The organism is Filomicrobium sp. (assembly GCF_025698805.1).
In the GTDB taxonomy this organism is placed as follows: domain Bacteria; phylum Pseudomonadota; class Alphaproteobacteria; order Rhizobiales; family Hyphomicrobiaceae; genus Filomicrobium; species Filomicrobium insigne.
Map to the genome: position 1 here is coordinate 70,022 of NZ_JAILWT010000009.1, position 26,676 is coordinate 96,697.

At 58.2% G+C, this 26,676-nt stretch carries 28 protein-coding genes; 16 read left to right on the forward strand and 12 right to left on the reverse strand.

The window, feature by feature from the left end; all coding sequences use genetic code 11:
* The first annotated feature begins 167 nt into the window (after window positions 1-167).
* Window positions 168-671, forward strand: coding sequence for a DUF992 domain-containing protein (locus K5845_RS18655; protein ID WP_287959670.1), 504 nt, complete (start codon window positions 168-170; stop codon window positions 669-671).
* 111 nt (window positions 672-782) lie between these two features.
* Window positions 783-1,106: a hypothetical protein gene (locus K5845_RS18660; RefSeq protein WP_139165393.1), complete on the forward strand. Its 324-nt coding sequence runs from the start codon at window positions 783-785 to the stop codon at window positions 1,104-1,106.
* A gap of 60 nt (window positions 1,107-1,166) precedes the next feature.
* Here the strand turns inward: K5845_RS18660 and K5845_RS18665 are convergent, their stop codons facing one another.
* Window positions 1,167-1,778: a hypothetical protein gene (locus K5845_RS18665; protein WP_046478528.1), complete on the reverse strand. Its 612-nt coding sequence runs from the start codon at window positions 1,776-1,778 to the stop codon at window positions 1,167-1,169.
* A gap of 170 nt (window positions 1,779-1,948) precedes the next feature.
* Between K5845_RS18665 and K5845_RS18670 the strand changes: the two genes are divergently transcribed.
* The 3 genes from K5845_RS18670 to K5845_RS18680 all read left to right on the forward strand — a co-directional run bounded on the left by K5845_RS18670 (window position 1,949) and on the right by K5845_RS18680 (window position 2,975).
* The gene (locus K5845_RS18670; protein WP_076605324.1) at window positions 1,949-2,401 is read left to right on the forward strand and encodes an MgtC/SapB family protein; all 453 of its coding nucleotides are present in this window, start codon (window positions 1,949-1,951) and stop codon (window positions 2,399-2,401) included.
* A 114-nt stretch (window positions 2,402-2,515) separates the two neighbouring features.
* On the forward strand, window positions 2,516-2,674 hold the full coding sequence (locus K5845_RS18675; protein ID WP_287959671.1) for a hypothetical protein: 159 nt from the start codon (window positions 2,516-2,518) through the stop codon (window positions 2,672-2,674).
* Between the two features lie 19 nt (window positions 2,675-2,693).
* Window positions 2,694-2,975 (forward strand): hypothetical protein, encoded by a 282-nt coding sequence (locus K5845_RS18680; protein WP_090230738.1) that lies wholly within the window; start codon window positions 2,694-2,696, stop codon window positions 2,973-2,975.
* A 30-nt stretch (window positions 2,976-3,005) separates the two neighbouring features.
* Here the strand turns inward: K5845_RS18680 and K5845_RS18685 are convergent, their stop codons facing one another.
* Window positions 3,006-3,248, reverse strand: coding sequence for a helix-turn-helix domain-containing protein (locus K5845_RS18685; protein ID WP_090230735.1), 243 nt, complete (start codon window positions 3,246-3,248; stop codon window positions 3,006-3,008).
* 539 nt (window positions 3,249-3,787) lie between these two features.
* Between K5845_RS18685 and K5845_RS18690 the strand changes: the two genes are divergently transcribed.
* Together K5845_RS18690 and K5845_RS18695 are read left to right on the forward strand one after the other, a co-directional pair.
* Window positions 3,788-3,973: a DUF3008 family protein gene (locus K5845_RS18690; RefSeq protein ID WP_046478532.1), complete on the forward strand. Its 186-nt coding sequence runs from the start codon at window positions 3,788-3,790 to the stop codon at window positions 3,971-3,973.
* Window positions 3,974-4,407: 434 nt separating this feature from the next.
* The gene (locus K5845_RS18695; protein ID WP_052743969.1) at window positions 4,408-4,815 is read left to right on the forward strand and encodes a response regulator; all 408 of its coding nucleotides are present in this window, start codon (window positions 4,408-4,410) and stop codon (window positions 4,813-4,815) included.
* 48 nt (window positions 4,816-4,863) lie between these two features.
* Here the strand turns inward: K5845_RS18695 and K5845_RS18700 are convergent, their stop codons facing one another.
* The 3 genes from K5845_RS18700 to K5845_RS18710 all read right to left on the reverse strand — a co-directional run bounded on the left by K5845_RS18700 (window position 4,864) and on the right by K5845_RS18710 (window position 7,135).
* Complete coding sequence (locus K5845_RS18700; RefSeq protein ID WP_046478533.1) at window positions 4,864-5,223, reverse strand: SPW repeat protein; 360 nt, start codon at window positions 5,221-5,223, stop codon at window positions 4,864-4,866.
* Between the two features lie 74 nt (window positions 5,224-5,297).
* Complete coding sequence (locus tag K5845_RS18705; RefSeq protein WP_287959672.1) at window positions 5,298-5,849, reverse strand: 2OG-Fe(II) oxygenase; 552 nt, start codon at window positions 5,847-5,849, stop codon at window positions 5,298-5,300.
* Window positions 5,850-5,959: 110 nt separating this feature from the next.
* The gene (locus K5845_RS18710) at window positions 5,960-7,135 is read right to left on the reverse strand and encodes an MFS transporter (RefSeq protein ID WP_348270690.1); all 1,176 of its coding nucleotides are present in this window, start codon (window positions 7,133-7,135) and stop codon (window positions 5,960-5,962) included.
* A 367-nt stretch (window positions 7,136-7,502) separates the two neighbouring features.
* On the opposite strand from K5845_RS18710, the gene arsH reads away from it, so the two are divergent.
* The 5 genes from arsH to K5845_RS18735 all read left to right on the forward strand — a co-directional run bounded on the left by arsH (window position 7,503) and on the right by K5845_RS18735 (window position 12,070).
* Window positions 7,503-8,195 (forward strand): arsenical resistance protein ArsH, encoded by a 693-nt coding sequence (gene arsH / locus K5845_RS18715; protein ID WP_287959694.1) that lies wholly within the window; start codon window positions 7,503-7,505, stop codon window positions 8,193-8,195.
* A gap of 7 nt (window positions 8,196-8,202) precedes the next feature.
* Complete coding sequence (locus tag K5845_RS18720) at window positions 8,203-8,964, forward strand: hypothetical protein (RefSeq protein ID WP_287959673.1); 762 nt, start codon at window positions 8,203-8,205, stop codon at window positions 8,962-8,964.
* An 11-nt stretch (window positions 8,965-8,975) separates the two neighbouring features.
* Window positions 8,976-10,049, forward strand: a complete 1,074-nt coding sequence (locus K5845_RS18725) for a helix-turn-helix domain-containing protein (RefSeq protein WP_287959674.1) — start codon at window positions 8,976-8,978, stop codon at window positions 10,047-10,049.
* 162 nt (window positions 10,050-10,211) lie between these two features.
* The gene (locus K5845_RS18730) at window positions 10,212-11,426 is read left to right on the forward strand and encodes an MFS transporter (RefSeq protein ID WP_287959675.1); all 1,215 of its coding nucleotides are present in this window, start codon (window positions 10,212-10,214) and stop codon (window positions 11,424-11,426) included.
* A gap of 89 nt (window positions 11,427-11,515) precedes the next feature.
* A complete protein-coding gene (locus K5845_RS18735; protein WP_046478538.1) occupies window positions 11,516-12,070 on the forward strand; it encodes a DUF1269 domain-containing protein in 555 nt (184 codons plus the stop codon).
* 46 nt (window positions 12,071-12,116) lie between these two features.
* Here the strand turns inward: K5845_RS18735 and pip are convergent, their stop codons facing one another.
* The 3 genes from pip to K5845_RS18750 all read right to left on the reverse strand — a co-directional run bounded on the left by pip (window position 12,117) and on the right by K5845_RS18750 (window position 13,921).
* Complete coding sequence (pip, locus tag K5845_RS18740; protein WP_287959676.1) at window positions 12,117-13,082, reverse strand: prolyl aminopeptidase; 966 nt, start codon at window positions 13,080-13,082, stop codon at window positions 12,117-12,119.
* Window positions 13,083-13,196: 114 nt separating this feature from the next.
* On the reverse strand, window positions 13,197-13,406 hold the full coding sequence (locus K5845_RS18745; RefSeq protein ID WP_287959677.1) for a hypothetical protein: 210 nt from the start codon (window positions 13,404-13,406) through the stop codon (window positions 13,197-13,199).
* A 137-nt stretch (window positions 13,407-13,543) separates the two neighbouring features.
* Window positions 13,544-13,921, reverse strand: coding sequence for a VOC family protein (locus tag K5845_RS18750; protein ID WP_046478540.1), 378 nt, complete (start codon window positions 13,919-13,921; stop codon window positions 13,544-13,546).
* 213 nt (window positions 13,922-14,134) lie between these two features.
* On the opposite strand from K5845_RS18750, the gene K5845_RS18755 reads away from it, so the two are divergent.
* A complete protein-coding gene (locus K5845_RS18755) occupies window positions 14,135-14,755 on the forward strand; it encodes a PRC-barrel domain-containing protein (protein ID WP_090230721.1) in 621 nt (206 codons plus the stop codon).
* Between the two features lie 476 nt (window positions 14,756-15,231).
* On the opposite strand, the gene K5845_RS18760 is transcribed toward K5845_RS18755, so the two are convergent.
* The 4 genes from K5845_RS18760 to K5845_RS18775 all read right to left on the reverse strand — a co-directional run bounded on the left by K5845_RS18760 (window position 15,232) and on the right by K5845_RS18775 (window position 20,760).
* On the reverse strand, window positions 15,232-15,543 hold the full coding sequence (locus K5845_RS18760; RefSeq protein ID WP_046480405.1) for a GIY-YIG nuclease family protein: 312 nt from the start codon (window positions 15,541-15,543) through the stop codon (window positions 15,232-15,234).
* A 671-nt stretch (window positions 15,544-16,214) separates the two neighbouring features.
* The gene (locus K5845_RS18765) at window positions 16,215-17,234 is read right to left on the reverse strand and encodes an LAPAL motif-containing putative phage structural protein (RefSeq protein WP_287959678.1); all 1,020 of its coding nucleotides are present in this window, start codon (window positions 17,232-17,234) and stop codon (window positions 16,215-16,217) included.
* A 134-nt stretch (window positions 17,235-17,368) separates the two neighbouring features.
* On the reverse strand, window positions 17,369-17,749 hold the full coding sequence (locus K5845_RS18770) for a hypothetical protein (RefSeq protein ID WP_287959679.1): 381 nt from the start codon (window positions 17,747-17,749) through the stop codon (window positions 17,369-17,371).
* A gap of 617 nt (window positions 17,750-18,366) precedes the next feature.
* A complete protein-coding gene (locus tag K5845_RS18775; RefSeq protein WP_287959680.1) occupies window positions 18,367-20,760 on the reverse strand; it encodes a heavy metal translocating P-type ATPase in 2,394 nt (797 codons plus the stop codon).
* A gap of 80 nt (window positions 20,761-20,840) precedes the next feature.
* Between K5845_RS18775 and K5845_RS18780 the strand changes: the two genes are divergently transcribed.
* The 3 genes from K5845_RS18780 (at window position 20,841) to K5845_RS18790 (ending at window position 26,664) form a co-directional block, all read left to right on the forward strand.
* A complete protein-coding gene (locus K5845_RS18780; RefSeq protein WP_287959681.1) occupies window positions 20,841-21,116 on the forward strand; it encodes a metal-sensitive transcriptional regulator in 276 nt (91 codons plus the stop codon).
* Between the two features lie 709 nt (window positions 21,117-21,825).
* Window positions 21,826-23,535 carry an efflux RND transporter periplasmic adaptor subunit gene (locus tag K5845_RS18785; RefSeq protein WP_287959682.1) on the forward strand — a complete coding sequence of 570 codons (1,710 nt, stop codon included), beginning with the start codon at window positions 21,826-21,828 and terminating at the stop codon, window positions 23,533-23,535.
* Between the two features lie 12 nt (window positions 23,536-23,547).
* Window positions 23,548-26,664 (forward strand): efflux RND transporter permease subunit, encoded by a 3,117-nt coding sequence (locus K5845_RS18790; protein ID WP_287959683.1) that lies wholly within the window; start codon window positions 23,548-23,550, stop codon window positions 26,662-26,664.
* Window positions 26,665-26,676: the final 12 nt, after the last annotated feature.

The window sequence follows — 26,676 nt, forward strand, 5'->3', positions numbered from 1 at the left end:
TCGCTGGCGTGGGTAGCGTTGGACCGGACACACATTTCTGTGGTGCAGGGAGCACTGTGGCATGGAGACACCCGATTGGGTCCACATCACGGATAACGGCTTGCCAAACGGGCGTCAGGGGAACTTCGTTGGTGCCGACATCGTTGGCCTCTTCAGGAGGTATAACGATGGATTCGATTTCACCGTTCAAGCTAGCGGTTTGCGTTTTGTTACTGGGATTGAGTGTAACAACGTCGGCCTTTGCAGACACGCCACCTCCGCCGGCGAATGCGGGGACGTTGACTTGCACGATTCCAGCAGATGCAGAAGCGCAGCGAAAGTTGCCTGAAGGGGCGACGGCTCTTTCATGTGATTACGAAGCCCTTAGTGGGCCTGGCGGGCGCTTTGACGGTGTCATCAAGCGGATCAGCAGCGACAAGGAGGCTGAACCGAAGGTTATCCTGTCCTGGGCGGTGCTGGCTCCTACGCCGGACGTTGAGCTCAAGGATCTGGAAGGACAGTATATGGGGACGTTGAATTCTACATCTTCGTCGCCCGATGGTACGGCCGCTGGCTTGCGTGGAGGCGCTAACGACACGATCGAATTGCGTCCCGTGAGTGATCCGCTCTCACCTTCTTCGGAGCCCGCAATCTCCGTTTTGGAGTTGGCGCTTCATTCCATAAAGGCGTAGCACTGATCGTTGAACCAACTGTACCCGTGCGGAAATGACTTGGAACAGACCTTCGGCGCCAACGTTTTCCTCCGATATGGCCGATCAACGGCCGCTATAAAGGAGGATATCATGAGAAGGGAAGTTTTAGGCCTCGCTGCTATCGCTGTGTTTGCGTCCTCGCCGTTGCTTGCCGGCAATAGTGCGCAGCTATCATCTGAGCGAGGCGGTCAGCTTGCTCAAAGTCAAACTGGCGGTTCGAGCGGTAAGGCTCAGGAAGATGTGCACGCCCCGACAAATCGCGTCGGTGAGAGCGTCCCAACGATGAAGGCTGAGCCTAAGGCTGACACTCAGCAGAGTGGGTCTTCTACGCACAAAAAGGACGAAACCCAACACGCGCCGACAAACCGTGTGGGCGAAGCTGTGCCGGACATGAAATCGGATAAGACAAAATAACTCCCTGCCTGGAGGGCGCAGCGGTTCGCGAGACGTTCACTCGGTTATCGAGTGTGCGTCTCAGCCATTCTTTTCCGAACTATTCAAGAACGCGATGTAGCTCTGGTTTTCATAGTGATCGAGCTGCAGCGTTCCTATGAGCTGCCGCAGCGCGTTAGGGTCAGTCGATTCTAACGCGATACTACATAGAGAATGACCGTCAGCGTCGAGGCTCACGTATTCTGCATTGCAAGCTCCGAGGGACCATTTCACTCGATCCTTGTTGAGTTCGATGAGGGCCAACGGAGGGCAATGAGCTTGTACAAGTTCGATGAGTGCATGGGCCGAGAAACGTGTGCCTGCCTTGAGCGAAACAGAAAGGCCGAGTGGAGCAAAGAGGTGCTCTTCGACTTGATCTGCCGTGACGGGGAGTGGTGCAACGAAGCGATATCGCCAGCGTTCGAGGCAATCTAGCTGGCCGAACCGCTCTTTGACCTCTAACCGGTCCTCGCGCAGCTTGATGCTGATATGATCGTAGTTGTGCCGGACGATATAGGTCTGTGCACCCTGATCGCGCTCCGGTTTTTTTGCGCCGGGCAACGCACGTAGGCGTTCTATCAGATTGGCACCGTTGGTCGTGAAGATGCGAAACTCGTATCGGGCCGGTGAGACTGCGCTCGTTGTTTCGTTCATCTGCAACTCTCGATCAGCTTTCGGCGTCGCCTCTCACTTACGGAACGGATTGAGACGACCTTTGGTTTTGTTGTTGCCGCGTCTTTACAATGACAAGCACTGGGAAGCGAGTGGACCTGTTCGACATATCAGTGGTTTCACGGACACATGTGCCGGAACTGGAGATCACAATGCGGTTGCTGCTTGCTGCAGGGCTTGGCGGAGTGATCGGAATTGATCGTGAGCTGAAGGACAGGCCGGCCGGTTTGCGAACGCATATGATGGTCTCGCTGGCGGCGGCGCTCTTTACCATCATCACTTTCGAGATTTTCTATCAAGTTCGCGGAGAGTTTCCGAGCGGGAACGTTGATCCGATCCGTATCATCGAGGCGGTGACGGCCGGCGTCGCTTTTCTGGCCGCCGGCTCGATCATCGTCAGTGGTCGGAAAATTCAGGGGCTGACGACTGGCGCGGGGATGTGGCTTGCTGGTGCCATCGGGTTAGCTTGCGGTGGCGGATATTACTACGTTGCCATCGTCGCGGTCGTCATATCCATCGTGATTTTGGCATTCGTTAAGCGGCTGGAAGATCGAATTTTTCCGCCCGAGCCGCCGTTAGATCCTAAGAACAATGACGAGGCCTGAGATTGCTCCGCGAGGGTGTTTCAAGGACGCCCCGTGGCGGAACCTCACTCGTTTAGAGGCGTTTTACCCATTCGCCTGCCATGACTGGACTCTGCGCAAAGAGGAGGAATGATCATGAATAGAGAATCCCAAAGCGGGCCAGTTCTGACGACGAACGAGGCGCGTCAGGCGAAGAGAACCGGACTGATTTGGGTCCTTGCTATCTCGTTGCTGCTCGCATTGGCAGTGGGATTTGGTATCGGCGTCTATTGGCCGGGCGTTTTTGCTGGGTAATTCACGAAGGATGTCTCGTATGGGCGAACGGCTGAAGATTGACCGGGAAGCCGCCAAGGCGGAACCTGAATCTCAATTTCAGACTCCTGATGATCTCATGGCGTCAGAAGGTTTGACGCGTGGTGAGAAGATTGCCGCGTTGAAGCGCTGGGCTTTTCTCGTCAACCGGCGGCTTGCTTCCGGCGATGAAGGAATGCCCGTTTCAGGCGCGCAGGAGGCGGCTGACGCTGAACTGTTGCGCAAGATCGAAAGTTCTCGCAGCGCGTTGATTGCGGGTGATGTCCCGGAAGAAGAGACCTAATCAATCTGCTGTCACATTCGCGCCTTGCCCCTACAGGGCGCGCAGAGCCACGATGCCGCTTTCGGTGAGCTTCACGGCTCTGCCTCTTTCGATCTCAATGAATGATTTTTCTTTGAGCTTATCGAGAGCTTCGTGGATTTCGGCGTCATCGATGGTGAGCGTGGGATCGGCGATGGCACCAATCATACGGCGAAAGCTCGTGTAGTCGCCGCGGTCGTTGCCGCTCTTCTCGATCGCTTTCAGGATTTCAATTTCACTTGATGTGAGGTCCATTTAGGTCCTCCTCATTGTGCTGGCCCAGGGAAGACGAGGCGTTGTGCATCATGCGGGACGCATCTGCTGCCTTTGCAACTCCGGGTGCGAGCTCACGACCTGATTACGCTCCACGTTTCGATTTGTGCGGTCCATCGCGGACGCTGTGGAGTGCGTGAACTGAAACGCCCCCTCAGCTTCACCGGTTCCGATGGCATGATGCAGAGCGCCCCCACAAAAAAGTTGCCCGCGGCGAAGGGGAGCGACGCCGCGGGCCATGGGAGCTGGTGCAAGCAGGGGGAGGGGGAGGGGGGGAAACTTGCGACCGTGGCTCCAACTTACCCATCCCAATGCATCAGTTCGGCATGCGGTTCCGTGGGGGTTCGAATTTTTTTCGTTCGCTTTCGACTTTTTGGGTCCGAACCAAAGAACGGCCCGGTCACAGGTGAATGCTTGTGCAACATTGATGCGGAACTGGGCGCGCGCCGGGCCAGTTTTTAAGGAAGCCGCCGCTGAGGATTGCCTTGGCGGGATCCTAATTAACTGGAAGGGTTTGTGACATGCCAGCGCAATCAAAAGCCCAGCAGATGGCCGCAGGAGCCGCGCTAGCGGCCAAGCGCGGCGAGGCCAAGGTGTCAGAGCTTAAGGGCGCATCGCGGGAGATGTACGACTCCATGACGGAGAAGGAACTGGAGGAGTTCGCCTCCACTAAGCGCAAGGGCCTCCCGGAAAAGAAAAGCGAATGAATAATAATACTCGCCCACGTTGCATTTCTGAGGTTTTCGCAGCTTGAAGTCAGTTCTATTCGGCACAGAACAGCCTGCGAGATGAGGTGTCCTGTGAAGGTGGTGTCGTATCGCGCTGGTTTTCTTATTCTATATCATTTATCTGAGATGAGTTCTGAGAAAATATTATTGAAATACTTCTAGCTTGGAACCGTCGGCTCGACTTTTCAGGTAGCTGACCCGCCATTTCACGGGAAGCTCTGCCATTGGGCATGTTTAATATCTTTGGCGTTTTTATTGGGATGCCAGCGTCTTAATAGTATTGTTGTGATGCAAATTTTACCGACAGGCTTCTGCTGCTGTTTTTTTACTCGTAGCTATCAAGAAAAACTTGTGACTGGCTGGGGATGTGCTAACGATCGATTGTGTGTAGAGCGTTTCAGTCAGGTGAATTTATGGGGAGCCAAAACCTGGCATCCATCAGCGGCGAGCCGATGCAATTTACCGCGCGTGTGCTCGTCGTGGAGGATGAGCCGATCGTCGGGATGGATATTGAATCCATCCTTGCTGCGGTTGGCTTTCAGGTTATCGGGCCGGCTGCGTCGGTGTCGGAAGCTTTGGAATTGATTGGAACGCAGGACGTCGATTGCGCTTTGATTGATTACTTGCTGACAGACGGCGATGCGCATGACGTCGTCGAACGGCTCATGGAAAATGCGGTCCCCTTTGCATTTGTCACTGGCCTCAGTCGAGATGCGCTTCCCAAGGCATATTGCGATGTTCCAACAGTCGGGAAGCCCTTTGTCGCCGCAGACCTGCTGAATTGTGTGCAGACCATGTACCTAAAGGCGCAGGTCGCCTAACAACCTCGCGGATACAATTCGGCTGTGTGAGGCCAGGCCACCGCGTCGTCAGGATTCTATTTTTCTTCCCGTGCTGACACGCCAGAGCTCATAGGATGAGAGCAGCAGGACAATTGCGCCGATGATGATGGCGTTCGCTGTGCCCATCGGGTGGATGAATTCCAGGACGAACGGAGAGACGATCAGCCATGCTCCGATGAGAATCGTTGCCCACTCTTCCCACGGCCGGAATGCCGAGAGCGTCACCACTTCCGCAAAGATCAAAAGGAATCCGACGATGACGGCATTGCGTAGCGCCGGTGAGTCATCGGAGTAGTGCAGTGTCCACGGTGAGAGCAACAGCCAGAAGCCGAGAATCCAACTGACCCAATCCTGCCAATGCTTCGGAACGTGGAACGATGCGGGCATCTTGACCTCCAAATGAGCAAACCTCTGACATCTGAGATAGGAGCGATGGAGAGGATACCCAAACATAACGCCCGTTAGCGGAACTCGGGTCCATGGGCCCAGAGGGTTAGTGAATAGCGGGCGTTATGGGTCACGGGCGTCACCCTGTGCAGGACAAAGCTCGGAAGGAGCATAGCCGTTCCGCATGCCCGCGAGGCGCGCCGCACGTTTCCGTCGGCATTAGTCTCAAGATCTCCGCCCGTATAGCTGTCGTCCTCACTCAGTTGCGTGACGATTGTCAGCTTGCGGTGACGGGCGAACTGGCCGTCGCCGATGTCGATGTGCCAGTCGAAGAAGGCTTCCGTCTCGGCGCCGTAATAGGCGACCTGCATCCGTTCGGAGAATTCCTCAAGCCCGAACTTGAAGTGATGCCTGTTGGCTTCCGAAACGGTGTCGAGCAACCGTCGGAAGACCCACTCATCTTTGTCGGTATCATCCAGCCATGTGATGCGGGCGCGGCGCGTATTGTCTTGCCGGGCTCCGTCGATCAGGCGCGCGTCGGCATAGGCTTTTTCATCGGTGGTGGAGATAATCTTTTTACATTCGTCGGGAGAAAATACGTTGGCAACTTCGATCGGCAAAAGCATGGAGCGGTGTGCCTAGCTAAGGGATGATGGGATCAATAAGACCCATCAAGTGGGTTGGCCCGATGCATCCTGCAATGGATGCGAGCCTCCCTTTATCGGCATACGGCTCCTCAGGATAGGTTGTGTGGTGCGCGGCGGACGCAGGAGAAGGCCAGCACGGCGCTGAGGCACATCAGGCTTGAAACAACGAGTGTCCCCGCCCCATAGGCTTCGATGAGCAACCCGAACGCCAGCGGAGCGGCCGCTTGGCCGATGCGTGTTGGCGCATTGATCAGGCCGACGCGGTAGCCGTAGTTGTCCGGTCCAAAGACTGCGAGGGGCACCGTGCCGCGGGCAATCGTGAGGATGCCGTTGCCGGCGCCGTGCAGAAATGTGAAGGGCAGCGCGAGGGCTCCGCCTCCGATGGCGACCAATCCCGCCCCTATCGGGTGAAGCATCATCGCGATGCGCGCACTGATCAGGGGATTGTACTGGCTGAAGATCGCGGCTTCGGCCAACCGGGCGATGACCTGAGCCGGGCCGATGAGGGAGGCTGCGATGAGCGCTTGTGATGCCGTTGCGCCCGCGGCTTCGAGCAGACGCGGCAGGTGTGCGGCCATGCCTGCCGAAACCATCCACCCGACAGCGAAGGCGAACCCGAGCAGCATCATCGTACGGTCGATGGGGACGTGCGGCTTTGCGGCGTGCGTCTCCGTCTTCACTTCGTGTCGCGGTGTTTTTGGTATGGCGAGCAGATTGAGGGGCAAACCGATGCAGATCTGCGCTGCCGCCCAGGCGAGGCACGTCCAGCGCCAGCCGATGGCATCAACGCCCCAGGCGGAGAGCGGCCAACCGACGGTGCTTGCCAGTCCGCCGAGAAGCGTAATGCCGGTGATGGCGCGGCGTGCGGACAGACCGTAGATGCGGCTGAGTGTGGCAAAGGCGGCGTCATAGAGCCCGAGGCCCATGCCGATCCCGAGCAAAAGCCATCCTGCCCACAACGTGATGGGGTCATAGGCACAGGCAAGGGTGACGAGCGCGGCGGCGTAGACAAGGTTGGAGCCGGCCAGGACGCCCCGTCCCCCTATCAAATCTATGGTGCGGCCGACCTTGGGCCCGACGAGGCCGGAGACGAGAAGCGCCACGGAGAAAGCGGCGAAGACCATCGTTGAGCTAATATTCAAGCTCTTGGCCATCGGGTCGCCGAGGATGGCGATAAGGTAATAGCTTGACGCCCAGGCGAGCATTTGGGCGAAGCCGAGCGCGACAGTGATACCGACCCGGGATTTTTGAGAAGCGTCAGTCACGTGATTGTCCTTGGTCGCCCTGATCGACAGCGACCGGCGTCCTGAGAATGGAGGGACGGCATTGCCGGCGCGACGCTGTGTTCGGCCCGCCGTGTCGGGTTGCCTAAGGCTTTAGGACGGGCGGCTGTGCCGTCGCGTTTCATGGGCCATGGCTGTGCGTTGCTCTGACGAAGAGTCAATGATACGTCCGGAACTGTCGAAATAAGGCGGGTTGCCGCTGGGTGTCGTTCCTTGTTTTTCCCCTCCGTTGAACGGGAACGACGCAGTGCAGCAATTAATCATAGCAAAGAGTGTGGCTGCCCCTGAAGGCAAAACGTCTCATACTTAGGATGATGCCGTGACGCAGGACGATCGGACTTTTCCCGCACTGAACGCGGAACATCTGCATCCGCTCGATGTCGAGCGGCTCTTTCCGCTTAAGCGCTCGACGCATCCGCCGCGCATTCTCATGCTTTACGGATCGTTGCGAGAGCGCTCCTACAGCCGCTTTGCGACGTTGGAGGCGGCGCGGATTCTGGAGCGGCTTGGTGCGGAGGTCCGCATCTTTCACGCCAACGGTTTGCCGTTGCCGGACGATACGCCGACGTCGCATGAGAAGGTGCAGGAGCTTATGGATCTGATGATCTGGTCCGAAGGGCAGGTCTGGTGTTCGCCCGAGCGTCATGGCTCGATGAGCGGCACCATGAAAACGCAGATCGATTGGATTCCGCTCTCGAAAGGCGCGGTGCGTCCGACGCAGGGCAAGACGCTTGCAGTGATGCAGGTGTGCGGCGGCTCACAGTCATTCAACGCCGTCAATCAGATGCGTGTGTTGGGCCGCTGGATGCGGATGCTGACGATCCCCAATCAATCTTCTGTCGCGCGTGCGTTCAACGAGTTCGATGACGCGGGCCGCATGCGTCCCTCCGCCTACTACAACCGCATCGTCGATGTGATGGAAGAACTGGTGAAGTTCACGCTGCTGACGCGCGATGTGTCCGCCTACCTCACCGACCGTTACAGCGAGCGCGTCGAGAGCGCGGAAGCTCTCTCAGCGCGGGTCAATCAGGATAAGATTTGAGGGGGCAGTGCGCTTGTTTCTGGTGGGCTGCGAGCAAAGAGCGTGTCGACGAAATGGTGTCGCGGAACAGAGCAAGACGGTTGAAAACACTTCTTGCCATGTTGATTTTTTTCACCTACATGTAGGTTGGAAAAATCAACATGGATTGCTCGACATGATGATAGAAGCCAAGGTGTGGCGGGAGCCGTGGGATGTGGATCGGCGGCTTGCAGAGATGGATTTGAGTCGCGCCGAGCTTTTGGAAGTGCGCAACATCGCGCGTGCGTCGGCGGCTAACGCTACGCCGTTCCATCCCACTAATGCTGCTGGTACCTTCGCTTATCAGGATGGCTCGTGGGCACTACGAGATCGCCATGTTGGAGAGCGGTGGTCAGTAGACCGTTCTAATGGCGTTGAAGCAATCAAGAATGAAAGGCTCGGGCTTAGAGTAATATTCTCAAATGTTGACGTAGCTTGTGATGATGAACTCAAGCCAAAGCCACGATCGCCCAAGGGTGCAGGAGCTGAACGTGCGTGTATGGGGAACCTATTCGGATCTGACCTGCCTGAATTTGCTCCTGCTCAGTCGAAAAGCATCGCTACTTATTATCTTATGGTTGATGAGCGCGGGGCGGTGGAATTGACGAGACCCGTGGTAAAGGGCAGAACATTTAGCGCTTATGTCGAGCGCATCTATATTTCTGATGGAAACGACATGGTTACCGACATTTTCTCGCTAGATGACGGAGATCGTGCGGACGATTTTGATCCGCAAGTTGCTCGAAAATAGCGGGTAACGACATGTTTAACGGTAAAAGACTCGGCCTCGCCCGAAAACGGCGGCGGCTGACAGCAAAGGGACTCGCCGAATTAACTAGCCTTTCCGCCATGACAATTACGAGGCTAGAGAAGGGCGAAAACCAACCGGATATCAATACTGTATCGCGGCTTGCAGTAGCGCTCGGCTTCCCAGACGAGTTCTTCTTTGCAGATGACCCAGAGGATCTCAATACCGACGCGGTCAGTTTTCGGAGCTTGTCGAAGATGGGCGCGAAAGAACGTGATGCCGCAATCGCTGCTGGGTCTCTCGGGCTGCAATTAAGTGATTGGGTAGAGACGCGTTTTTCTCTACCGACGCCAAATCTCCTTGACCTAAGCTATGAGACAAATCCGGAGGCAGCGGCTCGTTCTCTCCGACAATATTGGGGGCTTGGTGAGAAGTCTGTAGGGAACATGATCGGGTTGCTTGAGACGCACGGCGTGCGCGTGTTTTCTTTATCCGAAAATACTAAAACGGTAGATGCCTTCTCATTCTGGCGGGATGATCGTCCATATATTTTCCTGAACAATTTTAAGACCGCCGAACGGAGCATTTTTGACTCCGCTCATGAGCTTGGGCACCTTGTTTTGCACAGACATGGCGGTCCGCGAGATCAGTCGCGTGCTGCTGAGCGTGAGGCTAATGCTTTTGCTTCCGCCTTTCTTATGCCTGCCAATGATGTGCGCGCAAGGATGCCTAGATTCATAGACGTGAAGGTCGTCATCAAGGCGAAGACCAGATGGCGCGTATCTGCGGTGGCGATGGCTCATCGGTTGCATTCCTTGGGGCTGCTTTCGGAGTGGCGGTATAAGTCAATCTGTATTGAACTCGGGAAGAGAGGATATAGGACCGGTGAGCCCGATGGGATTGAACGGGAAACGTCGATTGTATGGAAGAAAGTGCTTTCGCAGTTATGGAACGAGCGCACTTCCAAGAATGAGATTGCGCGGGCGCTTCACATTCCTTTGGATGAATTGGAAGGACTTGTCTGGGGCTTGGCGGGCGCAGCCCCTCCCGCGCGTCCGCCGCAAACACGGCGACTGAATATTGTGTAGTGAACCTAGCTCGTCACGCATTAGGAGTATGAACGGAACCTAGTTATTCGGGCTTCCTGCCAAAGCCCCCACCACCAAGATCTTCCCTTCCGTACAAGATCGTGAGAATGCTGAGGGTTCGCGAAGACGGACAAGGCTGAAGCACGGGGTGGATTGCTAAAGGTGGCGCAGGGGAACAAATTTCAATCCATCGCGGTTCTGGTCGTTGCTGAAATTCTGACATTGAGCCTCTGGTTCATCTCCGCGGCGGTGCTGCCGGAGATGGTGGCGGAAAGTCAGATGTCGCCCGTGCGCCAGGCGCTTCTTTCCAGCGCTGTGCAAGCCGGGTTTGTCGTCGGCGCGCTGATATCGGCGTTCCTCGGGCTGGCGGACCGGTTCGATCCGCGCCGCGTCTTCATGGTGTGTGCGGTCACAGCCGGATTGGCCAACGCCGTTCTGCTCCTGGCTCCTATCGGCGGCGTGCTGGCGATCTCCATGAGGTTCGTGACCGGCGCGCTGCTGGCGGGGGCTTATCCCGTCGGCATGAAGATCGCGGCTGGGTGGGGCACGAAAGATCGCGGGCTGCTGATCGGTCTTCTCGTCGGCGCGGTAACGCTAGGGTCGGCTTCACCGCATCTGGCCTCGCTGCTCGGCGGCGCGGACTGGCGGACGGCGGTGAGTATCACATCCGTTGCAGCTATCCTCGGCGGGTTTCTCGTTCTCGCAAGCGGTCTTGGGCCGTATCACGCCCGGGCCAAGCGCTTCGACATCAACTGCATCAAGGTCGCCTGGACGGACCGGCGCATCCGGCTCGCTTATGGCGGCTATCTCGGCCACATGTGGGAGCTTTACGCCATGTGGGCGTGGATCGGCGTGGTGGCGGCGACGTCCTATAGCGCGACGATGCCGAACAACGAGGCGGTGGAGTTTGCCAAGCTCACGGCGTTTCTCGCGATCGGGCTCGGCGGTGTGGCGTGTGTGATCGGCGGGCTCTTTGCGGACAAGATCGGTAAGCCAGAAGTCACGATCATCGCGATGGTGGTGAGTGGGGCGTGCGCTGTCGGGACCGCGCTGACGTTCGGTGGTCCGGCGTGGCTGACGTTCGTTCTGATCCTGCTGTGGGGTATCAGCATCGTGCCGGATTCTCCGCAATTCTCCGCGATTGTGGCGGATACGGCGGTGGCGGAGAACGCGGGCAGCCTCATGACGCTGCAGACGGCGCTGGGTTTCGCCTTAACCATCCTCACCGTGCAGCTGGCGCCCTTACTGGCGGAGACGACCGGCTGGCCCGTCGTTCTTATCATTCTGGGGCTGGGGCCGGTGTTCGGCGTCTTCTCGATGTCGCGATTACGCCAGCTTACGGGCCGCAAGCGGACGCCGTCTCCGGCAAAAACATGAGTGTGATCAGGGGCGAATGGAACGAAGTTCATCCGGCGCGGTTCTCAAAACGTACATTGACCCCCCATGTATGATTTTGAGGTTCCCCAATGGCAGAAATGGTTGCAATTGGTTTTGATAACCCGCAGGAAGCCGATCAAGTTCTGACCGACCTCCGCCGGATGCAAAAAGAGTATCTGGTTGATCTTGAAGACGCCGTTGTTGTGATTAGACAGCCCGACGGCAAGATACAGCTCAAGCAAAGTGTGAATATGGTCCGCATGGGCGCGGCGACCGGCGGATTGACCGGCGCGCTCTGGGGCACGCTGGTCGGGCTGTTGTTCCTCAACCCGCTCGCAGGTTTCGCGATTGGCGGGCTCGCGGGTGCCGGCGGCGGTGCTCTGTCGGGCACGCTCGTCGACTACGGTATCGACGACAAGTTCATCGAATCTCTGGCGCAAACGCTCCCCAACGACAGCTCCGCGCTGTTCGTTCTGGTGCGGAAAGCGCAACCTGAGAAAGTCTTGGCCGAACTCTCGAAGTTCCCCGGCCGCGTGCTGCGCTCGTCGCTGTCACCGGAGCAGGAGGCACGGCTGCAGGAGGCGCTGTCGAAACACACGGCGGCCAACGATGCAGCGGCCGCACCTCAATCCAAGGCATCGTAAGCGCAGGCGGGAGAGAGGCCTGTCGCTCCTCTCCCGCTGATCCCCGTTAGGTCAATTCCAGCAACGCTTTTTGCATCGCCGGCAGAATGCCCGGCTCGTTGACGTCGTGGCCCGCGCCATCGACGAGTTCGAGCTTGGCATGCGGCCAGCGCTGGGCGAGGGCGTAGGCTGCCGAGGGCGGGCACAACAAATCGTAGCGGCCTTGCACGATGGTTCCGGGGATGCGTGCGAGCGCGTGCGCGTTGGTGAGTAACTGGCCGTCCTGCAGGAAGAAGTCGCTGGCGATGTAGTGGGCTTCCATCAGCGGTGTTGGCGGCAGGCGCGCTTTTTTATCGAAGCTCGTTGGAAGTTTGGCATTGCGCGGCGCAAGCTGCGACAGCGCGCGTTCGTAGGCGTTCCACATGTGCGCGGCGGGGGCGTAGACGGCCGGATCGGGATTGTTGAGCCGGGCAAGATAGGCTTTGAGCGGATCGTCGCGCTCCCGCTTATCCAGGAACGCGACGAAGGCGTCGTAGAGTTCGGGGCGAAAGCGTTTTGGGCCTTCGATGAACGCCCATTCGACCTCGGCACGCGTTCCCAGGAAGATGGCGCGCAGCACCATGCCCGCGACGCGCTTCGGGTGGGCTTCGGCATAGGCGAGCGCGAGGGTCGAGCCCCACGAGCCGCCGACCACAAGCCACTTCTCGATCCGGAAGTGTGTGCGGATGCGCTCGATGTCATCGATGAGGTGCGCTGTCGTGTTAGCGTTGCGCGCGAGGTAGGGATGGCTGCGGCCTGCGCCGCGCTGATCGAACAGGATGGCGCGGTGGCGTTCGGGATCGAACACGTTGCGGCTCGTGTGCTGGGCGCCGCTGCCCGGCCCGCCGTGCAGGAACAGGGCGGGGACTCCGTCGCGGTTGCCTACCTCCTCGACGTAGAGCCAATGCCCGTCGCCGACATCCAGCATGATCGCGTCATAGGGACGGATCTGCGCGGGGCGGATCTCGGGTTTCTTTTCTGCGGCTTCAGTCATAAGGGGCGTGCGGCCTCGCGGTTCAGTTGATGTCATCCGCGCAGACTGCACGACTTCGCGCCGGTGCTCCAGTGCTGCCGGCGTTCGCTTAAAACGTTCAGAGCAGGCTCTCGTTCATTCCGCCGCGAGTTGCTCGGGCGAAAAGTGTCCGCACCAGTCTTCGGCCGCCACAACCGGCCATAAGCCGTGGCCGAGCGGATCGGGCTGGTTCACCGGCGGGTTGAAGCGGCATAGACCGTGTTCGTCCTGGGCGGTCGCGTCGTTGAGTTTGTGGTCGTCATAAAAGCGGCAGCTCTCGCAAGCGGCTGTGTGTGAATTGGGCATGGTTTACTCCATCGATGGTCAGTCTTTGGCGTATGCAACTTTGAAATGCGCGGAAGCCGCACTTGGTTTCGTGCGGCCGGCGGCGCAGGGGCTTGCCTTGACCAGATGGCGGTGTGTCGGGCGGTATGGTTCGCAGCTCACGCGCTGGGGAAATTCGCGGCTTCGATCTTGTTGCCGTCGGGATCGTAGACGAACGCGGCGAAGTAGGGCGTCATCGCGGCTTGGCGCGGGCCCGGTGCTCCAGCGCTGATGCAGCCTTCCGCGAGTGCGATATCGAAAAAGGCGCGCACGGCGTCTTCGGTCGGTGCGCGCAGGCAGATGTGGAAGCCGGTATCGGCGGGCACGCCAACGAGGGTGGGCCGTTGATTGAGCCAGAGTTCGGGATAGCGCTTGCCGAAGCCGATAGCCGTTTCGCGGGTGACGAGCCGCGTCAGCCCGAGTGGGGCGAGCATGCCTTCATAGACTTTGCCGCTGAGCTCCAAGTCGCGCACGGCCACCGAGACATGATCGATCATTGCGCCGCCTTTCTTGAGTGATGTGGCACGTGGTTTCCCATAAACACTGTCGGCCGCTCACGAACTTTCTTTGCGCCGGATTGGAGGCATTTGGCATGCCAGATTGCGAGCCCTCGCAATCAGATGTGCGAGCGCGTCGAAATTTGGTCAGCGAGCCTGAGTATGTCATAGAACGCGCAGGCGAGGCTTGGTCCTCGCCCGAAGATCGATTCAATGGGGGATACAAAATTGATGCGATATCTTGCGATGACTCTCTCGACGATCCTCGTGACGGGTTTAATGGGATCATCTGCCTTCGCGCAGTACCCGGAGCCGGACACCACCCCGGCACAGACACAAGAGCAGGCGCCGGCTGCGGCTCCGTCTGAACCGGCTGCAGCACCTGCGGAAGAACCCGCTCCGACCGAACCAGCCGAGAAGGCTGCGGAGCCTGCCGCCACGCCATCAGAGCCGGCTGCTGCCCCGGCAGAAGAGGCGGCTCCGAGCGAACCTGCTGAGAAGGCAGAGGACCCTGCGGCAACGCCGTCTGAACCGGCTCCAGCCGAGGCGCCGGCTGAAAAGGCCGAGACACCTCCTGCGGCTCCGGCCCTTACGGCGTCGGATGTCGACGGTCTGAACGTCGTTGACTCTGCAGGGAAGGAACTCGGCAGGGTTGTCGGTGTGAACGAGGCCGATGGTAAGGTTTCCAGCGTGGAGGTTGAGACCTCTGGCATTCTGGGCTCGGGCTTCTTCGCGACGACCTACGTTCTGCCGATCGACAAGATCAGCAAGGACGGCGACAAGCTGACCGCCTCCGTCACGAGCAAAGAGGCCGAGCAGTTCAAGAAGAAGTAGGATCCGAACCCCGCGTATCGGGCCTAACGACGAGCGAGGACGCACCGGTTGCAGACATGCGCCGGTGCGTTTTTGTGTTTGGCGCTAGCGCGTGCGCGGCGACTGCCTCGTGCGGAGAGGGTACGCGCATGCGTTCACGCACCCACTACCGTCATCCCGGCATTTATTGCCGGGATCCAACCCTCGGCTGGGGTGTCCGTTGCGCGGTTTTGCTTCACCCGTCGCGTCGGCAACCGCTGATCCTTGGATCCCGGGGACAAGCCCCGGGATGACGGATGAGATGTTTTTCTCGGGTCTTGCCAGCCACGAACGCTTGCGTTCACTGCATACGCTTCACGCCCTCAACACCCACCACGGTCATCCCGGCATTCATTGCCGGGATCCAACTCTCGGCTGGGGTGTTCGTTGCGAGGTCGTGCTTCACCCCTCGCGTCGGCACTGAACCTTGGAGCCCCGGGATGACGGTTGAGGTGAAGCTAAAGCTTCCTGAGCGGCGCGACACCCGGCAACGAAGGATAAAGATCAATCCAATTCGGATTGTCTCGCTCGATGAGGTTCAGCTTCCAATCGCGCGGCCATTCCTTCAGCGTCTTTTCGCGCTGGATCGCCTGCTGCACATTGGGGAGTTCCTCAAACCACACGAGGCGATGAATGGCATACCGTCGCGTGAACACCGAGCCGGTTCCGTCGCGATGCTCTTCCACGCGCCGGACCAAACCGTTCGTCATGCCGATGTACAGAGTTCCGCGTGGACTGCTGGCGAGAATGTAAACCCAAAATCGGCGCATGCGGATCTCCTGCATCATCGGAGTATGCCGTGCCCTGGCTATCTTTCAACGCCCGCCACCGTCATCCCGGCATTTGCTTGCCCCGGCATTCATTGCCGGGGTTGCCGGGATCTAACGTGCCGTTGGGGAGACCGTTGCCCGGTTCTGCTACCCCCTTCGCGCTGGGAATCGCTGAACCTTGGATCCCGGGGACAAGCCCCGGGATGACAGGTGGAGTTGTTTGCAAGGACTCCCTCCGCCACGAACGACGGCCTTGTCGGCTCAGGCGTCACGCCCTCCACATGCGCGACCGTCAGCCTGTCATCTTAGCCTTTGGTTGCCAGCCTCCGCACGTCCCCCACTCTTCAACCGTCATCCCGGCATTCATTGCCGGGATCTAACTCTCCGCTGGGGAACCCGTTGCGAGGTCGTGCTTCGCTCTTTGCGGCGGCGATTGCCGAACCTTAGATCACGGGGACAAGCCCCGGGATGACAGGTGGATTTATTTAGGGGGAACCCCCTCCACCACGATTGACTGCCTTCGCTGCTCAGGCGTCACGCCCTCCACTCCGCGACCGTCAGCCAGTCATCCTAGCCTTTGTTCATCAGTCTCCGCACGTCCCACACTCATCAACCGTCATTCCGGCATTTATTGCCGGGATCTAAGGTGCAGTTTTGATAATCGTGTGGGTTCAGTAATCAGGTCTCGGCGAGTGCTGCGGCTTTGGCGTGTGGCCATCGCCATAATGGTTGAATTCCATTTTTGTTTGATGCTCACCTAGCGTTACCGCGTAAACCCGATTAACAGCATAAGATGTATTTTCCCAAACTCTGGCGGGTTGGAGATACCGCTGAATGATTGCCAGTTCTGCATCAAGCCCATCTCCTTGATGTAATGCGATATCCCTTTTTTCGAGTGAGTCAAAAAACTCTTGATCAGATATTTCTGCAGATATGGTGAGTCCATTCCAGTTGAACTGCCACTTTCTTTTGCTTCTTTTGAGAACGGCTTTTATTATAATCAGATTGACTCGCTTTATGATGGTTCTCGTTTGTGGCGGAGGAGTCGGAAGTATGGAGCGATCGACGGTTTCCATTAATCTAGGTGAGGGTATGAATGGATAATTTAGTCTGTGTTCAACATAATCGAATTTATGTCTAGGGATCTTCACGGTCGGCGGCTTGTTCCCATCACCTATCACCGCAATAGATTCTACAGCATGGTCTTTCTTAAGCGCTTGGATGGAGCGTTTGACACCGTCAGCGACTTTCACGTTGGCGTCTACTTCTTGCTTCATATCGTAGGTATCTTTTGAAATAGTTATGTCGCAATTGTCTCCTTTTATCCTTACGCGGTTTCCGCGGATGTCGACTAGACACGGCTCTTCTGTAAGCTTGTCGTAGAGGTAGTTGCTTAGAAGAGCTACGACGATATCCTTGCTGAGTGGTGCAAGCGCCACGCCTCCCAAAAGCCCAATTGCCAAGGCCGCTTTCTTTAGTTTTAAGTTAATTGTTATGCTGCCGGGGGATACGCTGCCGACGTAAACTTCTAGTGCATACTCTGGATTAACTAACTTATTTATTTCTTTTATCGCCTTTGTGAGCCCTAAGGTGGATTCACTTAGAGTATCGACGGAAATAAAGCCAGGGGGTCCATCAAGACGGAGCGCGAAACCATTATCGCTGAACCGTCGAAAATCAATTTTGTCCATTCTTGGGGTCCTGGGTCATAAGCTTCAATTCTACGGAGCTTGCCTGAAATTTCTAATAGTGGTGGGTGGTTGCTAATTTTAAGGGTGGTATTTCCGCGAAGCTTCTGAAGCCTTGAGTGAATATTTATTTTTACTCACCCATCCACCCCACTCGGATCTCTCCCCTGCACGGCATCGATCAGGCAGAACACCGCGTAGCAGGCGGTCAATAACGTCACGACGCCGAGGCCGATGAATTGCCAACTGGGGAAGGGGAAGGTCATGGTGACGACGGCTTCGCCGATGGTGATGGCGGTCACGACGATGAAGATCAGGAAGGCTTTGGCGCGCAGGCTGAAGAGCGCGAGGAAGATCAAGACGCCGAAGGCGCCGAAGCCGAGCCCCAGTTCGCGGTGGTAGGGCACGTCCTCCCGCAGTTCCGGGGGACCGATAAAGCAGAGGACGGCGCCGGCGAGTGTGCCCACCGCGACGATCGCAAGTTTGATTTTGTCGGACAACGACAGATCGGGTCCCATGATATCTCCCCCTATCCTGGACGACCGAACCGTCAGTGTGCCCTCAAATGTGTCCCTTCTGCAATCCAGCTTAGGCGTCGAAGACCGGCGTAAACGCTAGCGTTTTTGTCGAAAACTTGGAGCCTGACGTCAGCGCGCAACGCTCTATCGCCTGCGCAAACTTACCCCCGTGCCGCGGAAGTGCTTTTATCCTGCGTGCAACCGCGTTTCCGAGGGGTGCCGTCCGGAGGCTGACCTGAAGGCAGGCGCGGGGGAGCAAGTCGTTCAAAACAACGGGGCTTAGCCAAGCCCTGTGAACTGCGGGCCGGCCGGGCGGACGTGATGCCTCTGACGGTGCCACCCGCATGCATCACCACCTGGGTCCCTTGCGTCGGCCGTGGCCGCCCGCCGCAACGTCCAGGGGAAACCGGATCGGTGGCCTTGTCCGATCATGTTCGGATCGGTAGCTCGCGGGGCGGCGTCAAGGCCGTACCAAACATAATCTCGCGGCTTTGACGCCGCTCCGCACCCCTCGGAATTTCGCGAGGGCTTCACCTCCGCCATCACCTCGGCGCCGTCCGGCGCGCGGGGCAATTCGGGGTGGGCCGGCGCACGTCGCACCGGCCATGTCCGTCGCTTCAGAGCTTGACCCCGCGCAGGCGCGCGGCGTTGGCGATGACGCTCACCGATGAGAGCGACATGGCGGCGGCCGCGATCATCGGTGACAACAGGATGCCGAACGCGGGATAAAGGATGCCCGCCGCGATGGGCACGCCCAGCGCGTTATAAATGAACGCGAAGAACAGGTTCTGCCGGATGTTGCTCATGACCGCTTCCGACAGGCGTCGGGCGCGGACGATGCCGTTGAGGTCGCCCTTGAGGAGTGTGATGCCCGCGCTTTCCATGGCGACGTCGGTGCCGGTGCCCATGGCGATGCCGACATCGGCGGCGGCGAGAGCGGGCGCATCGTTCACGCCGTCTCCGGCCATGGCGACCACGCGGCCCGAACTCTTATGCCGTGCGACGACGGCGCTTTTCTGGTCGGGCAGCACTTCGGCTTCCACTTCGTCGATGCCGAGTTGCCGGGCGACAGCCTTTGCCGTCGTCCAATTGTCTCCGGTCAGCATGACGACGTGAATGCCTTCGTCCTGCAGGGCCTTCAGGGCTTCCGGCGTCGATGCCTTCACGGGGTCGGCTATGGCGAAGATGGCGGCGGGCTGGCCATCGACACCCATGAAGATGGCGGTCGCTCCATCCTGGCGCAGGCGGTCGGCTTCTGTGCTGAGCGGACCAACGTCGATGCCTTGCTCGGACAAGAACGCGCTGTTGCCCAGGACGATCCGTCGTCCTTCGACAGTGCCCAGGGCGCCTTTGCCCGTCGGCGAGTCGAAACCGGTAACCGATGCCGTTGGCATCCCCCTATCTTCAGCTGCGCGTACAATGGCGTTCGCCAGAGGATGCTCGCTGGCCCGTTCGACACTGGCGGCAAGACGGAGGGCTTCGGGTTCCGTCAAGCCTTGGGAGGGTATGATGGCGGTGACGGCGGGTTTGCCCTCGGTGAGGGTGCCGGTTTTGTCGACGACGAGGGTGTCGACCTTCTCCATGCGCTCCAGTGCTTCGGCATTCTTGATCAAGACGCCGGCGTGGGCGCCGCGGCCGACGCCGACCATGATGGACATGGGCGTGGCGAGGCCCAGTGCACACGGGCACGCGATGATGAGAACGGAGACGGCAGCTAGGAGGCCGAAGGAAAAACGCGGCTCAGGCCCCCAGATCGCCCACGCGGCGAAGGCTACGATGGCCGCGAGGATGACGGCGGGCACGAACCAGCCCGAGACCTGGTCGGCGAGACGCTGGATTGGCGCGCGGCTGCGCTGGGCTTCGGCGACGAGTTGGACGATCTGCGACAGCATCGTGTCGCGTCCGACTTTTTGAGCCTCTATGACGAGGCCGCCGGATTGGTTCATCGTGCCGCCAATCGCTTGGCTGCCAGCTTCCTTCGTGACGGGCATCGATTCGCCGGTCACCATGGATTCATCGACGGCGCTACGGCCTTCTATCACCTCGCCATCAACCGGGACTTTTTCGCCCGGTCGGACGCGGAGATGGTCGCCGACCTGGATGTCATCGAGTTGGACTTCTTCCTCTGTACCATCGCTCTGGATGCGTCGCGCGGTCTTGGGTGCGAGATCGAGGAGGGCACGGATGGCGCCACTCGTGCTTTCGCGTGCCCGCAACTCGAGGACCTGACCAAGCAGGACGAGAACCGTGATCACCGCGGCAGCTTCAAAATAGACCGCCACGGAGCCATCGGCAGCACGGAAGGCCGGCGGAAATATACCCGGGGTGAGCGTGGCGAGCATACTATAGACCCACGCCGTTCCCGTTCCGATGGCGATCAGGGTGAACATGTTGAGATTGCGGGTGACGAGCGATTGCCATCCGCGTTCAAAGAAGGGCCAGCCCGCCCAGAGGACGACCGGGGTCGCCAGGAACATCTGAATCCAGTTGGATGTCTGCTGGTCGAAGAAGTGCCAGCCTACAAGGTGGCTGCCCATTTCCAAGATGAAGACAGGGAGAGTGAGGGCTAGCCCGATCCAGAAGCGGCGGGTCATGTCGATCAGTTCGGGATTGGGTTCCGAGTCGAGGCTGACCAATTCGGGCTCCAGGGCCATGCCGCATATGGGGCATGAGCCGGGGCCGACTTGCCGGATCTCAGGGTGCATGGGGCACGTGTAGATCGCGCCTTCGGGGACGGGTTCCTCAACGCGGTCGCCGAGGTAGCGCTCCGGATCGGTAAGGAATTTGCTCCGGCAGCCCGCGGCGCAGAAATAGTAGGTGCGGCCTCGATAGTCGGCGCGGTGCTTTGCGGTATGCGGATCGACATCCATGCCGCAGACGGGGTCTTTGACTGTGGTGCCAGCGGCCGGTGTGGTTTCAGCGCCGGCGTCGTGGCGGTGGTCGTGGCCTGAGCAGCAGCTTCCATGGCTCTTGTGGTCTTCGGATTTCGGCCCTTGTGGTGGATGGCTCATGGTGTCCTCGGATTTGGAATTTTAAACCCCTGGGGGGTATAGTCGTTGACACTTATACCCGGTAGGGGTATGCGTCAAGCATGGAACCCGAAACGGCGTCGACGTGCCTTAAACGTCTGAGCAAAATCGAAGGCCAGGTCCGCGGCATCTCCAGGATGGTTGAGGAGGACCGCTACTGCATCGACATCATCACGCAGATCGCGGCCGCCCGCGCGGCCCTTCGGCGTGTCGAAGAGGCGGTTCTCAAAGATCACGTGAGCCATTGCGTCGAGCATGCGATTACGAGTGGCGATGCGGACGAGCAGCGGACGAAGGTGGCTGAGTTGATGGAAGTGCTCGCCCGGACAAATCGGTGAACGCCCGAAGCTGAGACTCGTTGCATCTGAGGCCGAGGATGTGGGGCTTGCCCCCGAACTGCCGGATTTTGTGGTTTGAGTTGTTACTGACCGTTGGTGAGATGAAGTTCATGTTGACGGTGGATCTGACAAGCTTGTGTGCTTGACTGATCGGGAGAATTGCTGCTCATGTCCGCGTATGCGAGGGCTATTGCTACGACTGTTGACCATACTGATGATTGCTGTCACCTGCGTAGGTGGCGGTAGGCATGTTGCTGCGATCACAGATGCTCACACGGTGCCCTTGGAACTCGCCCACGCGACTGTTTATGTGGGTGAAGTTTGCGGTGCTCACGATTGCGACGAACACGGGGCCGATCATTACGGTTGCCCGCATGCCCACGTAAATTGTTGCGGTACTTTGGCACTAGCGGCAATCGAGACACCGTTCACATTTGAGGCCCAAGGCCGCACGTCGCCTTTTGATCTGGGATCGGCTGTACCGTTGAGGCAACCATCTTACTTGCCCCAGCGCCCCCCCAGTTTCGCCGCGTGATCCGCGGCGGCACGGCGTCTTTCCGTGTCGCTTGGTATGATCGGCGCGGCTTCTTTACGCTCAAATTAATGACGCTCGACATGTTGGGTATGGCGGAATCGCCTGCCCCTTCTGCGCGAGCGTTACGCGGGCAAGAGCCGGTGCCGAACTTAAAGCGAATAAAAGGTTCGACGCATGCATTGGCTCTTTGCCGTCATTCTATGGGCGTTTACGCTCGCGCACCCCGTTCTTGCGGGGCCCGGACATGATCACGGACACGATCATGGTGCTCAATCTGAGATTGCCGCTCCTGAAATCCCTCGGCTTCAGAGCTCCAGTTCCGATCTTGAGCTGGTGGCAACAGCGGAAGGTCATACGCTTACGATCTATCTAGACCGGTTCGCGACCAATGAGCCTGTAGAAGGCGCAACGATCGAGGTTTCCGGTGATAGTATCCCTACGGTTACGGCGTCCCCGGTTGGGGAGGGTGTCTATGAGATTGAGGGTGAGTGGCTCGACCATCCTGGGACGTACGCACTGATCTTTATGGTGAGCGCGGGCGACACCATGGATTTATTGAATGGCACGCTCGATATCCTTGGTCCTGAAGCGCCAAAACAGGATGCTGCAAATTCCTGGTCCGATCTTTTGGCTCAGCCTATGGTGTGGGCGATCGGCGGTCTCGCAGCCTTGTTTGGTTTCTTCTTTTCCTTCGCGTTTCGTCCTGCGCGGTTGCCGGGTGAACCTGCGGCCAGTGCTGTTCCTCACTCCGATACAGTCGCGAAGCAGGGTAGCAAGGCGGCGGCCGCTGTGTTGGTGGCTATCGTTAGCGTGTTGGCCCAGGCGTCCGATGTGCACGCGGGGCCGGGCCATGATCACGGAGAGCCCGCGGCGACACCCACGGGAGGGAACGCGCCTCGTAAGCTTCCGGACGGAACAGTCTTCGTTCCGAAAAATTCGCAACGGCTATTGCGTGTGCGGACGACAGTCACCGAGATCACAGACGCAGCGGAAGGCCGCGAATTAATCGGCGTGGTCATCTCAGAACCTTCTGCTTCCGGACATGTTCAGGCGCCGATGGATGGGCAGATCGAACTCACGGACCGAGGGATTGCCTTTGTCGGCCAGCGCGTCGGGCGAGGCGAGGTTCTGGCGATGCTTTCGCCAACGATCCCAGTGGCGGACCGGGGATCGCTGCAGCAATTGACTGCCGAGGTCGAAGGCAAACTGCGCATTGCAGAGCAAAAACTGGCACGCCTGACGCGGATCGCCGGCGTCGTTGCACAAAGGGAAATTGAAGATACCCAAACGGAGCTTGAAGCATTGCGCGAACAACAACGCGTGCTGGCTCCGAAATCAGCCGAGAAGCTGAAGTTGACAGCGCCGGTGGCTGGCGTAATTTCAATTGCAAACGTCAAGGCCGGACAAGTCGTTAGTGCACGCGATACGCTTTTTGAAATCGTGGATCCGCAACGGCTTTGGGTCGAAGCGATCGGTATTGGCGGCCATGACGAGATGAAAATTCAGGCGGCTTACGCGATTGATGCCGAAGGCCACAGTATCGCGCTTTCATATGTTGGCCGATCACCGACACTTCGTCAGCAATCGCTGCCAATCCTCTTCAAAGTTGAAGACACGCATGAGGCTCTGACTATTGGTTCGACACTTAGGGTCATCATGCAAGGCGAGAAGGAAGCACGTGGGATTGTGCTTCCGCAGGCCGCGGTTGTTCGCGCGCTCAATGGTATGGCTCAGGTCTGGGTCAAGGTTGCTCCGGAAAAGTTCGAGCCAATAACCGTGACAACTATTGCGCTCGATGGTTCGCGAGTTCTGGTTTCAAAGGGGCTCGACGCGGAGAGTCGTGTTGTCGTGGAAGGCTCCGAACTTATCAATCAGATCCGTTAGGGTGACCCAGAGATGTTTAATGCCATCGTGCGCGGTAGCCTCGCGAACCGGTTGTTTGTGTTGGTCGCCGGCGTCGTCATCATGCTCTACGGCTTGATGACACTTAGACAACTTCCTGTCGATGTTTTCCCTGATCTCAACCGGCCTACCGTCACGCTGATGGCGGAATCCGAGGGCTTGGCGCCAGAAGAAGTTGAACTCCTCGTCACGTTTCCAATTGAGACGGCGATGAACGGAATGCCCGGTGTTACGCGTGTGCGCTCGGTATCCGGCGTTGGTTTGTCAGTCGTCTACATTGAATTTGACTGGTCGACGGAGATCTATCGTGCGCGACAGCAAGTCTCTGAGCGACTGCAATTGGTTCGCGAACAATTGCCGAGCAACATCACGGCGCAAATGGGCCCCATCTCGTCGGTGATGGGCGAAATAATGCTGATCGCCATGTCGAGTACGACGGCTGATCCGATGACGCTTCGCGAGCTTGCAGACTTTACGGTGCGTCCGCAACTTCTCACGGTTCCTGGAGTATCTCAGGTCATCCCCATTGGGGGGGAGGTGCGCCAATATCGGGTTATTCCGGACCCCCGGCGTATGGCGGCGGTTGATATCAGCTTTGAGGCTATCGAGAAGGCGATTCAACAGTTTGGCGGTAACACGGGTGGCGGCTTTGTTGACCTCAAGGCACGTGAATTTTTGATTCGGAATATTGGCCGGACCACGAAGATCGAAGATCTCCAGGATTTGGTGGTGGCTTACCGCGATGGCCGTGTGATCTCGCTTAGTCAGGTGGCAAAGGTCGATTTCGCGGCGCGTACTAAGCGCGGCGATGCCGGGTTCAATGCAAAGCCCGCAGTAATCCTGGCAGTCCAAAAGCAACCGGCGGCCGATACGGTCACGATCACTCGTGGCATCGAAGAAATGCTGCCTGAACTCCAGCGCGTGATGCCCGAAGGCGTGCGTGTGACCGATGTGCAATTCCGTCAAGCAACGTTCATCGAGACTTCGATCAAGAATGTGATGACGGTGTTGGTTGAAGCGCTCGTGGTCGTGGCGATCGTGTTGTTTGCATTTTTGGTGAACTGGCAAACGACGTTCATTTCTCTGGTGGCTATTCCGCTCTCGGTGCTGACGAGCGTCATTGTCTTTCAGATCATGGGCCTTTCCATCAATACGATGACGCTAGGTGGCTTGGCGATTGCCATCGGTGCTTTGGTCGACGACGCGGTTGTTGATGTTGAAAACATCTATCGGCGTCTTGGATTACACCGTGCCTCCGGAGGGCGCGACCAACGTAGTATCCAGGAGGTGGTGGCAGAGGCTTCGATTGAGGTGCGATCAGGCATTCTCTACGCCACCGCAATCATCGTGCTGGTGTTCATTCCTCTGTTCGCTTTGTCGGGCATCGAAGGGCGTTTGTTTACCCCGCTGGGTATCGCATTCATCGTGTCGATCGTAGCGAGCTTGATCGTCTCGATGACTGTTACCCCGGTGTTGTCGTACTGGATACTTCCGCGGATGCGGCACCTTGGCGAGCGCGAGAGCCCGTTAGTGCATGTTCTTAAGCGCTGGCAGAAGCGAGGGCTTGAGTGGTGCTTTGATCGCCCCACTTTCGTACTGGGTATCCCAGCTGTTGCGGTATTGGCGGCGATTTTCGCAGGGTCGCTACTCCCGCGCGCCTTCTTGCCAGCATTTAACGAAGGTACGGTCCTGGTCAGCGTTACACTGCAACCTGGAATCAGTCTGGCGGAGTCTGACCGTATTGGCCGTTTGGCCGAAAAGATTGTGACGCAGGTGCCAGAAGTGCATTCCGTGGGCCGACGCACGGGGCGAGCCGAGCTCGATGAGCATGCGGAAGGCGTCCACACGAGTGAGTTGGATGTCGATCTGAGGCAATCCGATCGTAGCCGTGAAGAGGTTCTCGCTGACATTCGCAGTCGCTTGTCGGTGCTTCCCGCCAGCATCACGGTGGGACAGCCGATCGCGCACCGTCTTGACCACATGCTTTCTGGGGTGCGGGCGCAGATCGCGCTTAAGATTTACGGTGATGATTACGACACGCTTCGTAGTCTAGCGACGGATCTGGAAAAAAGGCTTGAGAGTATACCGGGCATCGTCGATCTCCAGACAGAAAAGCAGGTGCGTATTCCGCAGCTGCAGGTGCGCGTCGATTATGAGAAGGCAAAGCGCTATGGTCTCAATCCGAGTGTAATTACGGAAGCGCTGGAAACTCTCTCAAATGGCCGCGTCGTTTCACAGATTATCGATCAGTCAAAGCGGTTCGATGTCGTCTTACGTCTGAGCGACGAAGACCGCAGTACGCGCGCGCTGGGTGAAATGCTGATCGAAAGCCCCGCTGGTCGTATTCCTCTGAACGCGGTTGCGGAAGTTCTCGAGACGGATGGGCCCAATCAGGTTCTGCGGGAAAACGGTCGCCGACGAATCGCGGTACTCGCCAATACTGATGGTTCCGACATGGCCAAAATCGTGGAGGATATTCGTGCCGAGGTTGCGAGGTCAGATTTCCCGCAGGGCTATTTCACTAGCCTAGAAGGGCAGTTTCAAGCGCAGGAAGAAGCATCGCGGCTTATCGCAGCCCTGTCGATGTTATCGCTGCTCATGATCTTCGTCGTGCTCTATTCTCGTTATCGTTCCGGGGTGTTGGCTCTGATCATTATGGGCAACGTGCCGCTTGCGTTCATTGGCAGTGTGGCTGCGTTGTGGATTGCCGGGCAGCCATTCTCGGTTGCGAGCGCGATTGGATTTATCACCCTTGCCGGCATCGCGACGCGGAACGGCATTTTGAAGATCAGCCACTACATCAATCTCGTGCTGTTCGAAGGGGAGCAGTTCGGGCGGAAGATGGTGATCCGCGGAACGCTAGAGCGATTGACGCCAGTCCTTATGACGGCCTTTGCCGCGGGTATTGCGCTTGTGCCTTTGATGATTGGTGCAGGCGAGCCTGGGAAAGAGATACTCAATCCCGTGGCAGTGACGATTTTTGGGGGGCTGATCTCAGCCACGCTCCTCGACGCTTTCCTCACGCCGGTGCTGTTTCTGCGGTTTGGGCAAAAAGCCCTGGAACGGTTGATGGTCAATGAGGACACGCTGGTTCACGCCGAAGCCTTCTAAACCTAGAGAAAA